This window comes from Candidatus Polarisedimenticolaceae bacterium (genome assembly GCA_036275915.1).
Lineage (GTDB): Bacteria > Acidobacteriota > Polarisedimenticolia > Polarisedimenticolales > DASRJG01 > DASRJG01.
Map to the genome: position 1 here is coordinate 303,697 of DASUCV010000009.1, position 14,815 is coordinate 318,511.

Here is a 14,815-nt window from a genome sequence, read left to right on the forward strand (position 1 = left end):
GAAGGGAATGAAGCAAGTCTGGAACCGCCGGTTATTCACGGCGCACTCGATGGCATGGAGCGTCGAACGCGGCGAAGCCACCACTTGGCGATGCGATCGACGGCGTACTTGATCGCCAAGCCCGCGATGACGAGGACCGGAACGAGCCACCATCCGCGAATCTCCCTTGACGCCGAAGGCGCGGCGCCCACGCCGGCGGAAACGAAGAGCTCGTGGACGGCTTCACGCCAGACCGAGATGACGGTGGCGTACCCGATCACGTAGAGCAGGGTGGCGGTCGATCGACCAACGCGTGTTCGGCTCGCGTGCCTCAACCCCTGCAGGATCACCAGGGGAGACCCGCTGCATTCCGCTTGAAGCATGGCGTTCTCGGCCCGGTAGGTCATCGCCAGGTCGACGGGGTCGCCAAGCGAGCGGATCGCCTCCGCGACGTCGGAGCCTTCCGCTTCGGAGAGCTCCGTGATGTGACTACGGATCTCCCGGAGGATGTCCTCGATCTCGGACTCGGGCAGGCCGCGGAGCGCCGCCCGCAGCCGCGCTATGAAGCCGTCGATGTGAGCCGTCATCTAGCGCTTCTCCTTCAATAGAGGAGACAGCAGGTCTCCCAGGCTGGACGCGAAGGCCGTCCACATCCGGGCCATCTCGACGGCGCGCCTGCGTCCGGCCGTCGTCAGCCGGTAGTACTTGCGCGGGTGGCCGGCATCGGCTTCAACCCATTCCGACTCGAGAAGCTCTTCCGCCTTGAGGCGCGCGAGCAGCGGATAGACCGTTCCCGCCGAGAGGGCCATGTCGGAGTCGCTCTCCAAGCGCCGGAGAATCTCGAGGCCGTAGAGCCTCTCGGGCCAGAGGATTCCGAGTATGGCCAGCTCCAGGCATCCCTTGCGGAGCTGAACCTCCCACCTATCGATGTGGGAACTCGTCGCTCTTGTCGCCATGCACGATAGTATGTAATGCGATACATAATACGTCAAGAGATTTCGTGGAAATTCTGGTGGAACGAAGTCGCATCGAGCACCGTACTTGCCCGGCCCGCGCACCCGACCGACAATTCGAAGGGAAGGAGCCACGTGATGCGCTTCAAAGTTCTGGCTACCAGTTTGGCGTTTCTCGCCGTGGGGATCTCCTCGCCGCTTCTCGCGGACGACACATCCTCGAAGCCGACAGAGAACAAGGTCGACAAGGGCGCACACACCGCCGCGAACACGACGGCCGAGGCCGCGAAGACGGGCGGTAAGACGGCGGCCGAGGGAGCCAAGACCGGAGGGAAGACCGCAGTCAAGGCGGTCGAGACCGGCGGCAAGACCGCCGGTGCGGCCCTCGAGCTCGCGGGCCACGCCACGGTGGAAGGCGTGAAGACCTTCGGCCATGCGACCGCCGGCTTCTTCACCGGAGGCCCGGACAAGGCGGCGTCGGAGTGGCACGCCGGCGCGGCGAAGACCAAAGCGGTCTCGAAAGCGGGCGCGGCGGAGACGAAGCAGACCGCGAAGGCCGGCGGCTCCGCGACGGGCGCGACGGCGCACTCCGGCGCGGCGAAGACCAAGAGCGTGGCCAAGGCCGGAGCGGAACAGACGAAGGCCGCCGCCAATCATTGAGGCGAACCCAGCCGATTGCGCTCGAGGCCGTGCGCCGCTAAGGTTCCTTCGTGGAGGAATCGCGATGGCGGAAGGGACTCGAAAGAACGCGGCTGACCTCGGATGGCAAGAAATCAAGGTGGGCACGGATGCGCGCTCGCAGGTCTTGATCGGGCCGGATGACGGTGCGCCTAATTTCGCGATGCGCCGCTTCCGGATGGAGACCGGCGGAGGGATGCCGCTTCACCGCAATGCCGTCGAGCACGAGCAGTTCGTACTACGAGGACGCGCGCGGGTCCGGGTCGGAGACCGCGTTTACGAAGTCAAGCCGGACGACGTGCTCCTCATCCCGGCCGGGGTCCCGCACAACTACGAGGTGATCGAGGGACCGTTCGAGTTCCTGTGCATGGTGCCGAACCTGCCGGATCGTATCGAGATCCTCACCGAGGAACGCCCGCCCCGCTAAGAGTCGAATCGGCGATTTCCTTCCGTTCAACGTGATCGTGAACTGGCCGGCGCTGATCCGTTAACGGGGCTGCCGCGGTGTCCGGCGTGGGAAGAGGCGGTCGTCGGGGCGCATGTACGGATCGTCGCGGGCTGTCGTAAGATCCGGCCAACCGCATAACGGTCAGGAGAGCATATGAAGAAAATGGTGGTCGTTTTGTGTTTCGTCGCCCTCGCAGCATCAAGGTCCATGACCTTCGCCAACGGCGCAACCGACATGATGAACTCGGCTCTCGGAAAGGACCTCGGCTCGGTCGTCGCCAAGCAGTTCGGATTGACGAGCGACCAGTCCAAGGGTGGCATCGGTGCGATCCTCGGCCTCGCGAAGGAGAAGCTCACCTCGAACGACTTCGACAAGATCGCCGCCGCCGTGCCCGGCGCGGACAAGTACGTCGCCAAGGCCAAGAAGATGGGCCTGCTCGACAAGCCCCTCGAGAACAAGGACGGGCTCAACGCTGCGCTCGCTAAGGCCGGGATTCCGAAGGAGAAGTCGGGCGATTTCCTCACAACGGTCACCCAGATGATCAGCAACGTCGGGGGGGACGAGGTCAAGAAGCTGATGGCGAGCGTCGTCGGCTAGCTCTCTAGTCTGAACTACCCAGCTGTGGTGCCGGAGGCTGGGCTCGAACCTGCACTCCCTTGCGGGAGCCCTTGCCGGCCCGATCCCTCGTTCCGTCGGGAGGACCGATGGCCGATAGTCTCGTTCGCCAGCAATCCGCTCTACGCACGGCGCTCGCCGGACTGATCGGCAACGTGCTGGAATGGTTCGACTTCGCGGTCTTCGGCTACTTTGCCAGCGACATAGGTCATCAGTTCTTTCCAAGCTCCAGCCCGACGCTGCAGCATCTCTTGACGTACGGCACCTTCGCGATCGGGTTCTTCGCGCGTCCGGTCGGCGGGCTGGTCCTCGGCCGCATCGGCGATCGCATAGGCCGCAAAGCGTCCTCAGTCTCTCGATTGCTCTGATGGGGGGGGCGACGCTGATGCTCGGCATGTTGCCGACGTACGACCAGATCGGTCTGGCCGCGCCGCTCCTCTTGCTGCTGATTCGCTTGATTCAAGGCTTCTCGCTCGGAGGCGAATTCACCGGCTCGATGGTCTACACCACGGAAGGGTCGTCGCCTTTGAAGCGCGGCCTCGTGAGCAGCTCTACGGCGGCCGGCACGACGATCGGCTTCATCCTGGGATCGGGCGCGGCGTGGCTCGTAAACGCCACGCTGACGCCGGATCAGGTGACGACCATCGGCTGGCGCATTCCCCTCATCGGGAGCGTCGTGTTCCTTGTGGCGGGCTACTTCCTGCGACGCGGGATTCATGAAACCGAGGAGGGCCTCAAGGCCGCCGCCGCGCGTCCGCCCTTGTGGTCGTCGCTCGCGTCTGACATCAAGCCGATCATCCAGTGCTTCGGAATCGTCGCCATGACCAACGCCGCCTACTACGTGACTTTCACGTTTGCGGTGGAGCGGCGGAAGAGCCTGGCGAGCGATTCGACGGCTGCGGACTTCCTGCTGGCCAATACGCTGACGCTGCTCGTCGTGCTCCTTGCGAAACCGCTCGGCGGATGGCTCTCCGACAAGACCGGCCGGAGGCGACTGATGATCGCGATCACGCTCGTCGAGATGGCGATGATGTTTCCCGCGTTGCACATGATGATGTACGGCACGACCCGGTCGTTCATCCTCGGCCAGATCCTTGTCGCGATGCCGATCGGCATGGCCCTTGGCTTGCAGGGCGCCATGGTGGTCGAGATCTTTCCGCTGCGCACGCGCGTGACGTCGATGAGCTTTGCGTACAGCCTGACGCTGGCGCTCTCTGGTGGCATCGCTCCGTTCATCGCGTCGTGGCTGATCGACACCACGGGCAATCTCATGCTGCCGGCGTACTTCATCCTGTTCTACGGAGCTGTCGGCCTCGCGATCATGTGGCCAATGAGCGAGACCAACACGCGGCGGCTCGACGAATAACCACCCGCGGGGGATTTCTGAACCGTCGGTGCCGGAGGCTGGGCTCGACTTCGCACTCCGTAGTGGCTGCCGCTCACGACCCACCGTATCATTCAAATATGCGTGCGAATAAACGAACGACGGAATCCCTGCGGATCCACACGCCCGCCGCGCGCTGCGACATCCCCTGTTTCAACGCCCGGCTGGTAGCACGCAAGCGCTCCGAGACGCCGGGTCCGGAACGGCTGCGGACCGTTGAGACGCTGTTCGCTGCCCTCGCGGATGGCGTCCGGCTCAAGATCGTGCATGCCCTCGCGGACGGTGGGGAATTGTGCGTCTGCGACGTCGCCCACGTCACGGGAAACAGCATCTCCGCCGCCTCGCACCATCTTCGCAAGCTGCGCGACCTCGGCATCCTCAAGTACCGAAACGATGGCAAGATGGCCTACTACTCGCTGCAGGACATCACGGCAAGGAAGCTCCTCGCGGTTGCTCTCGCGGGGGTCCCAGGATGAGCGACGCGCTGACGATCGTCCGCGAACAGATCGGAATCGCTTTGGCGACGCCGAAGTGCTGGAAATGCGGATGCCTGCACGATACCGTCGCGTCGATTGCAACTTCGCCTGCGGCAGGCGATCTGGGATCGGTTCTCGCTACTTCCCGCGCTGCCTTTCAACCCCGAGCGTACGATTGCCTGGGGTGTGCGACCTGCTTTCCCGCGATTGCGACGAACGCAATGGCCGACGCGTATCCGGGGTTCGCCGACGGCCTTTCGATCTGCCCGACCGACGAGGCTCGTCCCCGGGTTGGGTGGCCGCCGTTCCCAGGCGACTACCGCACGCAGGCTTTCATGGCTCCCGTTGCCGTCTGCACGCTCAATTCCCCCGAGCTCACCGACGCGCTCATCGAGGGTTCCCCGGTGGGTTTGGCGATTACCGGGACGATGCGTACGGAGAACCTGGGCATCGAACGGCTCGTCCACAACGTGTTGGCGAACCCGAACATCCGATTTCTCGTCGTTTGTGGTGCAGACACCGAGGGGTCGATCGGACACCTTCCGGGTCGCTCGCTTGCGGCACTCCATCGCAATGGGATCGACGACCGTTGCCGCATCATCGACGCGCCAGGACGTCGGCCTGTGCTCAAGAACTTAGAACCTTCGCTGGTCGATGCCTTCCGGCGACGAATCGAGATCGTCGACCTGATTGGCGAGTCTGATGTTGCGTCGATCGAGAACGCGGTCGCGCGCTGCGCGGAACGGGACCCAGGTCCCTCTGAACCTCTCGATCTGTCGACGGCAGTACCGATCGTCGCGGCGAGCGAGCCGGATCGGCTCGTGCTCGACCCCGCGGGTTACGTTGTCATCCACGGTGACGCGCGCACGCAAGCGCTGGTCGCCGAGCACTACACGAACCAGGGTGTTCTCGACCTGATCGTAGATGGTGCTACCCCCGCGCGCGTGATGGCCGCACTGATCGAACGTGGACTTGTGACTCGGCTCGACCACGCTGCCTATCTCGGGCAGGAGCTTGCGCGAGCGGAAAGGGCACTGCGGGACGGTGCGCGGTACGTGCAGGACAAGGCCGCTGGGCGCGCGCCCGCACCGCCAGTGGCCGAAGGATCATGCGGCTGCGCAGGGTCGTGCGCCGAGGACCGTCCTTGAAGACGAATTGGCCCGCGGTCGCGGGGGTTGGCGCACTCGCTCTCGGGCTGATCGCCTACAAGGGAACGCGCGCTCCCCTTCCGAACCCCGGGTCGAGTTCGACGTCCACCGCCGCGCCGGTAGTCGTGCTGATCGCTGACCCGGCTGAGGCCGAGGAATCCTGCGGCTGCGGCGAAATCATTCGCGCCGTCCGCGCCGCCGCCGCCAAGGGTGTATCAACGCGCGAGGTCGCTCCGGGCGCCGATCTAGGACTTGAGAAGCGCTACGGGGTGAAGGTCTCGCCGACGGTACTGTTCATCGGGACCGACGGAACGGTGCGCGCCCGCCACGAGGGCGAGGACGCCGACACGGTCGACGCGATTCACCAAGATCTCGATCGCGCTCTTGCGGGACGACCGTGATCGGAGCACTCGACGACGCGCTACGCGCGGCTGTCGCAGGAGGCACGTTCGCCGCGCTGCCTCTGTCACTTGCAGCCGGGCTGGCATCGAGCGTCTCGCCATGTTGCGTCGCGTTGTATCCCGCCGCCGCGGCGACATGCTGCGTGACGAGGGAGACTCGACCGATTCTCGCCATCCGCACGTCCGTTGCGTTTGTCTTGGGGATCGCGGTTGCGACATCGATCTTGGGCGTGATCGCCGCGCTCGCAGGTCGCGCGCTTGTCGGCGCTGGGCCGTGGGCGTCGTACGCGCTCGCGGTGATCCCTCTGGTGCTTGGCCTTCATTTCCTCGGCTGGCTTTCTCTCCCGGCCGTCGTGACGACGGTTCGCGCGCCGGATTCGTCGCGCTGGGGAGGGGCGTTCGTCAGCGGGCTGCTCCTGTCGGTCGTGTTCATTCCTTGCGGCACGCCGATGCTTGCGGCGCTCATGTCATTCGCCGCGGTGCGTGGCAGCATCACATTCGGTGCCGGCCTTCTCTTCCTCTACGGGCTCGGCGCCGGCCTTCCAATCCTACCGATGGGGGCGTTGACCTCGGTCGCAGCGGGCAAGCTGGCGCAACGCGGCTGGCGTACGACGATCGATCGGATAACGGGAACATGCCTGCTCGCGCTCGAGATGTACTTGATCTGGGCTGCGTGACGGCGCCGGAACACAGGATCTCGACGTTGACTCAAACGGAATCACGCACCCCGGTTGTGGCTGAAGATCGTTCGCCCCGGACGGCGGGCTGGCTCAACCGCACGACTGTCGGGATCACGTTGGCCAGCTTATTCTCGGACGTATCCCACGAGCTCGGGACAGCGGTCCTTCCCACCGTCCTGCTCTCGATCGGCGCGGGTCCGGCGGCGCTCGGCATTGTGGAAGGCGTTGCGGACGGGATCTCGTCGATCGCCAAGCTCTGGGGCGGCGTCATGACCGACAGGGTTGTCCGCCGCAAGCCACTGACTTCGGTGGGCTACCTCGTGACGGCCCTCGGCATGGCCGCGATCGGACTCTGCACGTCGGCCTGGCAGGTACTCGTGTGCCGCGTGTCGGCATGGATCGGACGTGGCAGCCGGTCGGCACCGCGCGACTTCCTGATGGCGCAGGCCGTGCGACCCGAGGCGAGAGGCAGGGCTTTCGGCATGGAGCGCGCCGGCGATGCGCTTGGCGCCGTCGTCGGCCCGCTGCTCGCTCTCGGTCTGCTCAGCGTTGGGTTTAGACCGCAAGAGATCGTGATTGGTTCGCTGCTTCCGGGGCTCCTGGCGTTCCTAGCGATCGCCTTCCTCGTGGTGGAGCAACGACGGCCGGCGACTGGGTCGGCCTTGGGGATCCGCGAGAGCCTCGCAGGAACCGGCGCCCCGTTCAGGCGGTATCTCGGCGGAATCTTGCTCTTCGGCTGTGGGGACTTCTCGCGCACGCTGCTGATCCTCTACGCGACGCAGCACGTCTCGGGCGCACTCTTCTCGATCGAGGGCGCGGCACTGGCAATCAGCTTCTACGCGCTACACAACGCGGTGAGTGCTCTCGCGGCATTTCCGCTCGGGGTGCTCGGAGACCGCGTCGGCCACAGGACGGTGATCGTTTCCGGTTACATCATCGCCGCAGCGACCACGGCCGGTTTTGGTCTTGCGTCGCCGACTCCGGCCAACCTGGCGATCCTCTTCGTCGCTTCCGGGCTCGCGATAGCGTGTGAGGAGGTCGCCGAGAAAGCGTACGCCGTCGATTTACTCCCTCATCACACGCGAGGGACGGGACTCGGACTGTTGGCCGCCGTCAACGGCGTCGGAGACATGATCTCGAGCGCGATGGTCGGCATCCTCTGGGCAACCTTCCCTTCGTCACCCGCCGTCGGGTTCCTCGCCGCCGCAGGGCTCCAGGTTGCGGGAGCCACTGTCGTTGCCGCGGGACGGCGCGGTGTTGGCGATAGTTGACACCGTCGCGCTGGTGCCGGAGGCTGGGCTCGAACCAGCACTCCCTTGCGGGAAGGGGATTTTAAGTCCCCTGCGTCTGCCATTCCGCCACTCCGGCGTGTGGCCGGAGTCTATCTCGACCCGATGAGTTAGGCCGTTCGTCGATCGTTGCATCGCTCAAACTTCTCATTCCTGCGAGCGCGATCCCTGCGGTATACATCCCGTGTGGGGGGCGTGGTGCGCTGCGCGAAGTGCGGTTCCGAGCGGCCGCTCGACGGCCCGTGTTCCAGATGTCTCTCGGCGACCGGTCCCGATTCCCATGGGCCGGGATACGAACAGATCGGGCCCTACCGGATCGTTTCGCGTCTGGGCAGCGGCGGCATGGGAGAGGTCTATCGGGCGCACGACGACCGTCTCGGCCGAAGCGTCGCGATCAAGGTGCTGCCTGAAACGCTCGCAGGCGACCCGGAGCGCATCGCGAGGTTCCGTCGCGAGGCCCGCCTGGCCGCGTCTTTCAACCACCCGAACATCGCGTCGATCTATGGGTTCGAGGAGATCGAGGGAAAGCACTTTCTCGTCATGGAGCTCGTCGAGGGTCGCTCGCTCGCGGATCGCCTGCAGTCGGGTCCGATGCCGATCGACGAGACCATCTCCGTCGTGGCGCAGATCGCGGAGGGTCTGGAGGCGGCCCACGAGAGAGGTGTGGTGCACAGGGATCTCAAGCCCTCGAACGTCATGCTCCTTCCGGACGGAAAGGTAAAGATCCTCGACTTCGGACTGGCGAAAGCCCTCGATGCCGAGCCGCCGGCCCTGGACATCGATCACTCCCCGACGATGAGCGTGCAGCAGATGCAGCACACCACACCGGGAGCCGTGATCGGTACCGTGCCCTACATGAGCCCGGAGCAGGCGCGCGGCCGACCGGTCGATCGTCGCACCGACATCTGGTCGCTCGGGTGCGTGCTGTACGAGTGCCTCACCGGCCGCCGCGCGTTCGACGGAGAGACGGCGACGGACATTCTCGCGAAGATCCTCGAGCGGGACCCGAGCTGGGAGGCTCTCCCCGCCCGAACCCCTGCGCGTGTCCGCGAGCTCGTCGAGCGGTGCCTGGAGAAGGACCCGCGACACCGCATCCGCGATAGCGGCGACGTGCGGATCGAGCTCGAGCGGGCTCGCGTTGCTCGCGAATGGAGCTCCTCCGGGGCCGTGGCCGCCGCGAGGCCCGCGTCGTGGCGCTCACGCGGACAACTTCTCTGGGGCATCGCCGGTCTCGCGGTCGGGATCGCGGTCATGGCGGTCACCATGCGCACGTTCTTTCGGCTTCCAGGCGCGGGACAGGGCGCTCGACCGCGCGGGGCGTCCGCGCTCCCTCTGAAGGTCGACGTGACCGATCCGGCCATCCCCGCTCATCCGGCGCTGGATCACTCGAGCGTGGCGGTCTCGGCCGACGGCATGACGATCGCTTACTTCGGAAAGGCGACCCAGACCGAGGGGGCCGCGTGGTCGATCTGCCTTCGCCGTGCCGACGACGTCCATGCGATCCGGTGTGTGGACAGCCCCGACCCCTTTGACCCGTTCTTCTCGCCAGACGGAGCGTGGATGGGGTTTTCGAGCCTGCGAGGTGTCTACAAGGTTTCGCTCGCCGGAGGGGCGCCGACCCGCGTCGCCGAGCCCGTGAGCGTGGGAGCGACGAAGGGCGCCGCGTGGACGGAGAAGGGAATCGTGTTCTCACCGGCGGCGAAGGCCGGCCTGATGATCGTGAGCGAACAGGGGGGCACGGTTCAGACACTTACCGTGCCTGACGCCTCGAAAGGAGAGGTGTCCCATCGCTGGCCCTCTGCCCTGCCCGACGGACGGCACCTCCTCTTCACCATCAAGAAGGAAGGGATCACGTCCTTCGACCAGGGGGAGATCGCCCTCCTCGATCTGGACACGAAGTCCTGGAAGACGCTGATCCGCGGCGGGTCCTTCGCCAGGTATTTGCCCACCGGGCACATCGTCTACGCGCGGGACGGAGCGATTCTCGCCGTGCCCTTCGATCTGCGCTCCGGGGAGGTCCGAGGGACGCCGGTGACGGTGCTCGCCGGCGTCATGACCCAGCCGGGGAGCGGAGCCGCACAATTCGCCGTCGCCTCCGAGGCGGGGGCGCTCGTCTTCGTCCCCGGAGGACCGGACATCCAGCGCGATGAGCTGGTCTGGCTCGACCGGCGGGGGAACGTCACGCCCGTCGGAGCTCCGCTCGAGCACTATTACGCTCCGTTCCTCTCCCCCGACGGGACGCGCGTGGCGGCGACGGTGTTCGGAGCGACCGATACGGTCGTCGTCTTCGACTTGACTCGTGGCTCCTCGGTGCGTGCCAAGACCGTGGGAAACTGCCAGCTCCGCGGCTGGTATCCGGACGGGCGCCGGCTCCTCGTCGCCTCCGACGCGGAAGGCGGCGGAACCATGCGCCTCTACGAGACCCCCGCGGACGGGTCCGGGACGGCGCGTCGTGTGGGAGTTGATGACCTCGACGGCGCGGGAGCATGGATCTTCCCGACCGCCGGCGGGGTCGGGATCGTCCATCGCACCGAGGACGGCCTCTACGTCACACGGATCGAAGGCGAGCCTCTGCGGCGACGGATCACCGATTTCGGTGAGGTCACGCCGCGTTACCCATCGGTCTCCCCCGATGGTCGATGGATCGCCTACGAAACGGTGGTGTCGGGCGTCTCGGAGGTGTACGTCCGACCCTTTCCGACCGGCGAGAGGAAATGGCAGGTCTCGCGCGGCGGCGGACGAAACGCTCGATGGTCTCCTCGGGGGGACGAATTGATCTACCGCCGCGATTCCGGCGGGGAGAGCTGGCTCGTGTCGGTCCGCATGTCCACGACGGCAACCGCGATCACGGCCGATCCACCAAAGGATCTCGTGAAGCTTCCCGTCGACCTGACAGAGCTGAATGCGTCCGGGATCGAGGGAGAGCGCTTCCTCGCGGTACGACGCGCGGCGCCGCAGTTCGCCGGCGACCGTGTCGTCGAGATCCTCAATTGGTTCGAGCAGGTCGAGGCGAAGGCGCCGTCGAGGTGAGGTGAGGCTTCCGGTCGCGATGAGATCAGGGCTCGGGCCGCCGGTGGTAGCTTAACCGCGTGGGCGACGTCACCGGCCGCAACATACTGGTGATCGAGGATGAGCCGTCGATAGCGGACAACGTGGTCTTCGCCCTGAGGAGCGAAGGCTTCGGGGTCACTTGGCGCTCATTAGGCAAGGACGGCGTCGCCTTCCTTGCCGAAGAGCGCATCGACCTCGTGATCCTCGATGTCGGCCTCCCGGACGGCAGTGGCTTCGAGCGCTGTAAGGAGATCCGCTCGAACTCGGATGTGCCGATCCTCTTCTTGACTGCGCGAGCCGACGAGATCGACCGAGTGGTGGGTTTGGAGATCGGCGCAGACGACTACGTCACGAAGCCTTTCTCTCCGCGCGAGCTGGTCGCGCGTGTGAAGTCGATCCTGAGACGAGCACGGCCGGACCCGGTGGAGACCGACGAGCCGAGGGTGCCCGCCAGGGCGTTCGAGGTGGACGAGGACCTGGCCCAGATCGCGTACCACGGGACCGGTCTGACGTTGACGCGATACGAATACCTCCTGCTCAAGCACCTCGTCGAGAACCCCGAGCGGGTCTACTCGCGCGCGCAGCTGATGGAGCAGGTCTGGGGCTCGTCCCAGACCAGCATGGAGCGCACCGTGGACGCACACGTCAAGTCGCTGCGCCAGAAACTCCGGGCCGTCGCTCCCGACGAGGACCCGATCGCGACCCACCGCGGGTTCGGTTACAGCCTCAGCCGCGGGAAGCCGTAGGATGCCGATCGGCGTCCGAGTCTTTCTCGGCTACATCCTCATCGTCGGGCTTGCCGTCTTCTTTCTCGTGAAGGTGTTCGTCAACGAGATCAAGCCCGGCGTGCGCCAGACCACGGAAGAGACGCTCGTCGATACGGCGAACCTGCTTGCGGAGCTTCTGGCCGCCGAGGTTCGTGACGGAACCGTCGCGACGGGTCGCTTCAAGGAATCCATGGACGCGTCCGTGCGGCGCTCGATCAACGCGCGGATCGGCGGCTTTACCAAGGCCGGCACCAGCTACCGGATCTACGTGACCGACGCCCGCGGGATCGTGCTCTACGACTCCGATGGTAAGGCGGAGGGCGCCGACTACTCGCGCTGGAACGACGTGTATCTGACCCTGCGTGGACGGTACGGCGCGCGCTCGACGCGCGAGGATCCCAGCGACGAGAGAAGCTCGGTCATGTACGTGGCCGCGCCGATCCGGGACGGCGAGAAGATCGTCGGCGTCGTCACGATCGCGAAGGCCAATCGGAGCGTCGAGCCCTTCATCGCGGCCGGGCGGAGCCATCTACTGCGCGCCGGTGTGGTCCTCGCGCTGCTCTCGCTGGGTGTCGGGATCGCGTTTTCGATCTGGATGTCTCGCTCGGTCCAGGAAGTGGTGCGTTACGCGGGCGACCTGACGGCGGGAAAGCGCATCGTCGAGCCCCGCCTGCGGGGTGAGCTGCAGCAGATCGGCCGTGCGGTGACCGAGCTGCGCGAGAAGCTCGACGGCAAGACCTACGTCGAAGAATACATCCACGCCTTCATGCACGAGCTGAAGAGCCCGCTCGCTGCCATCTACGGCGCGGCCGAGCTGCTCGAGGGCGAGATGCCCGCCTCCGAGCGGGCGCGTTTCCTGCAAAACATCCAGACGGAGTGTCAGCGTCTGCGTCAGATCCTCGACCGCCTCCTCGACCTCGCACGTGTCGAGCAGCGTCAATCTCTCGAGACCCGCGTGAAAGTTGCCGTCGCGGATCTCACGAGCGAGCTTCGCGTGGCCAACGCTGCGCTCCTTTCCGCCGGGGAACTGGCGTTCGTGGACCGGCTTCCGCCGGGACTGGCCGTCATGGGAGATCCGTTTCTTCTCCGGCAGGCGCTCAACAACCTCATGGACAACGCCATCCAGTTCTCGCCGCCGGGCGGAACGATCACGTGGAGCGGCGACGTCTCGAACGGCCGCGTCCGCCTTCGGCTGCACAACACCGGAAGCCACATTCCCGAATTCGCGGCCGGCAGGCTGTTCGAACGCTTCTACTCACTGCCCCGCCCCGGGACCCAGAAGAAGAGCACGGGCTTGGGGCTTGCTTTCGCAAAGGAAGTCGCGCTGTTGCACGGGGGCGAGCTGACGGTGGAGAACGCGACGGAGGGCGGCGTCGCAGCCATCCTGATTCTTCCTGCCGATTAGCGCGTTTTCGCCGTTTTCATGAAGGATTCACGGACCCTTCACGGGGGCTTCTCGGACGGGTCGCACATTGGTTGCGACTACCGGAAGGAGAGCCCATGCGTCGAACTCTACTCGTCAAAGCCATCGTCACCGGAATCCTCGCCATGGCCGTCATCGTGCCTCTCTCGGCCATCGTCAGCATGGTGCACGATCGGCAGGCTCTGAGCGCCGGCGTGCTCGAGGACGTCCAGCGAGCGGGGGTCGGCACGCAAACTCTGATCGGGCCGATCCTGATCGTCCCCTACCGGCGTACTCTCGCGATCGAGGTGACGGACCCCAAGAGCGGGGCGAAGTCCACCAACACGACGGAGGATGAGGGTCGGCTGTATTTCCTGCCCGAGACGCTGACGGCCGACGTCCGCGTGAGCACCGAGATGCGGCACCGCGGCATCTACTCGGCGCTTCTCTACAACGCGCACCATACGATCAACGGATCGTTTGCCCTGCCGGAGAGGTTCGGCGTCGCGGAGAACCCAAACGCCACTTACGCTTTCTCGGACCCCTTCCTCATCCTCGGTATCAGCGATACCCGTGGGATCCGTGGCAAACCCACGGTGAGCTGGAACGGCGCCGCGCTTGATTGGAAGGGCGGCACAGGAGGATCCACGATAGACAACGGCGTGCACGCCGCGATCGGAAACTGCACGCCCGGGAAAACCGCGACGTTCGCGATCGATCTCGCGCTGCAGGGAACCCAGACGCTCGCCTACGTACCGGTCGGCAAGGACACCGCTGTCCAGATGAAGTCGGACTGGCCGCACCCGAGCTTTGACGGCCAATTCCTCCCCGAGACACGTGCCGTCTCCGGGCAAGGCTTCGACGCCACGTGGCGCACGACGCACCTCGCATCGAACGTCGAGTCGGCACTGCGTACCCAGCTCGGCGGCAAGAGCGGCGTCCAGGCGAACACGTTTGGTGTCCAGTTCATCGAGCCGGTGAACGTTTACCTTCAGACAGAGCGCGCCGCGAAGTACGGATTCCTCTTCGTGGTCCTCACGTTCCTGGTGTTCCAGCTCTTCGAGCTGCTGAAGGGCCTTGCGATCCACCCGGTGCAGTACGGCCTCGTGGGGATGGGGCTGGCGATGTTCTTCCTGCTGTTGCTTGCGCTCACCGAGCACCTCCCCTTTGCTCTCGCCTACCTTCTCGCAAGCGCTGCCTGCATCGCCCTCTTGGGGTTCTACGTCAGCTACGTGCTCCGCAGCGTCAAGCGCGCGACCGGCTTCACGGGGCTGTTGACGACCCTCTACGCCGCGCTCTACGTCCTCCTGCGCTCGGAGGACATGGCGCTCCTGCTCGGAGCGGCGCTGCTGTTCGGCATCCTCGCGGCCATCATGGTGGTGACCCGCCGGATCGATTGGTACCGCGTCGCGGTCGACCCCACGGATTCCGGTGTGCCGGAAACCGGCTCTTCCGAGGCGTGACTCGCCCAGCTAGCCCAAGAGACCGGCGGCGGTGATCGCTCCTGGCTCCGAGGCCACGATCGCAGACATCCTGAAGCGCCA

The 14,815-nt window shown here is 65.6% G+C and carries 16 protein-coding genes and 1 tRNA gene; 14 read left to right on the top strand and 3 right to left on the bottom strand.

The features are described 5' to 3' along the window. Positions 1-35: 35 nt before the first annotated feature. Entirely contained in the window at positions 36-566 is a 531-nt protein-coding gene (locus VFV19_08270; protein ID HEX4824297.1) for a DUF1700 domain-containing protein, read from the bottom strand. Then, complete coding sequence (locus tag VFV19_08275) at positions 567-935, bottom strand: PadR family transcriptional regulator (protein ID HEX4824298.1); 369 nt, start codon at positions 933-935, stop codon at positions 567-569. Positions 936-1,070: 135 nt separating this feature from the next. Between VFV19_08275 and VFV19_08280 the strand changes: the two genes are divergently transcribed. From VFV19_08280 to VFV19_08325, 10 genes are all read left to right on the top strand, one after another. Then, on the top strand, positions 1,071-1,592 hold the full coding sequence (locus VFV19_08280; protein HEX4824299.1) for a hypothetical protein: 522 nt from the start codon (positions 1,071-1,073) through the stop codon (positions 1,590-1,592). A gap of 181 nt (positions 1,593-1,773) precedes the next feature. Then, on the top strand, positions 1,774-2,037 hold the full coding sequence (locus VFV19_08285; GenBank protein ID HEX4824300.1) for a cupin domain-containing protein: 264 nt from the start codon (positions 1,774-1,776) through the stop codon (positions 2,035-2,037). A gap of 228 nt (positions 2,038-2,265) precedes the next feature. Then, a complete protein-coding gene (locus VFV19_08290) occupies positions 2,266-2,655 on the top strand; it encodes a DUF2780 domain-containing protein (GenBank protein ID HEX4824301.1) in 390 nt (129 codons plus the stop codon). A gap of 107 nt (positions 2,656-2,762) precedes the next feature. Next, positions 2,763-3,041, top strand: a complete 279-nt coding sequence (locus VFV19_08295) for an MFS transporter (GenBank protein HEX4824302.1) — start codon at positions 2,763-2,765, stop codon at positions 3,039-3,041. Next, on the top strand, positions 3,041-4,039 hold the full coding sequence (locus VFV19_08300) for an MFS transporter (protein HEX4824303.1): 999 nt from the start codon (positions 3,041-3,043) through the stop codon (positions 4,037-4,039). The genes VFV19_08295 and VFV19_08300 overlap by 1 nt, the downstream gene beginning before the upstream one ends. Before the next feature lie 98 nt (positions 4,040-4,137). Beyond that, complete coding sequence (locus VFV19_08305) at positions 4,138-4,533, top strand: metalloregulator ArsR/SmtB family transcription factor (protein HEX4824304.1); 396 nt, start codon at positions 4,138-4,140, stop codon at positions 4,531-4,533. Next, positions 4,530-5,681, top strand: a complete 1,152-nt coding sequence (locus VFV19_08310; protein ID HEX4824305.1) for a DUF4346 domain-containing protein — start codon at positions 4,530-4,532, stop codon at positions 5,679-5,681. The genes VFV19_08305 and VFV19_08310 overlap by 4 nt, the downstream gene beginning before the upstream one ends. Then, entirely contained in the window at positions 5,678-6,082 is a 405-nt protein-coding gene (locus VFV19_08315; protein ID HEX4824306.1) for a hypothetical protein, read from the top strand. Before VFV19_08310 ends, VFV19_08315 begins: the two co-directional genes overlap by 4 nt. Beyond that, on the top strand, positions 6,079-6,759 hold the full coding sequence (locus VFV19_08320) for a cytochrome c biogenesis protein CcdA (GenBank protein ID HEX4824307.1): 681 nt from the start codon (positions 6,079-6,081) through the stop codon (positions 6,757-6,759). Before VFV19_08315 ends, VFV19_08320 begins: the two co-directional genes overlap by 4 nt. Further along, on the top strand, positions 6,756-8,033 hold the full coding sequence (locus VFV19_08325) for an MFS transporter (GenBank protein HEX4824308.1): 1,278 nt from the start codon (positions 6,756-6,758) through the stop codon (positions 8,031-8,033). The genes VFV19_08320 and VFV19_08325 overlap by 4 nt, the downstream gene beginning before the upstream one ends. A gap of 11 nt (positions 8,034-8,044) precedes the next feature. Here VFV19_08325 and VFV19_08330 read toward each other — a convergent pair. After that, positions 8,045-8,130, bottom strand: a tRNA-Leu gene (locus VFV19_08330). Positions 8,131-8,249: 119 nt separating this feature from the next. Between VFV19_08330 and VFV19_08335 the strand changes: the two genes are divergently transcribed. From VFV19_08335 to creD, 4 genes are all read left to right on the top strand, one after another. Beyond that, complete coding sequence (locus VFV19_08335; GenBank protein ID HEX4824309.1) at positions 8,250-11,081, top strand: protein kinase; 2,832 nt, start codon at positions 8,250-8,252, stop codon at positions 11,079-11,081. Positions 11,082-11,140: 59 nt separating this feature from the next. Beyond that, positions 11,141-11,848, top strand: a complete 708-nt coding sequence (gene creB / locus VFV19_08340) for a two-component system response regulator CreB (GenBank protein HEX4824310.1) — start codon at positions 11,141-11,143, stop codon at positions 11,846-11,848. Between the two features lies 1 nt (position 11,849). Beyond that, entirely contained in the window at positions 11,850-13,274 is a 1,425-nt protein-coding gene (creC, locus tag VFV19_08345; GenBank protein HEX4824311.1) for a two-component system sensor histidine kinase CreC, read from the top strand. Between the two features lie 95 nt (positions 13,275-13,369). After that, a complete protein-coding gene (gene creD / locus VFV19_08350; protein HEX4824312.1) occupies positions 13,370-14,734 on the top strand; it encodes a cell envelope integrity protein CreD in 1,365 nt (454 codons plus the stop codon). The last annotated feature ends 81 nt before the right edge of the window (positions 14,735-14,815 follow it).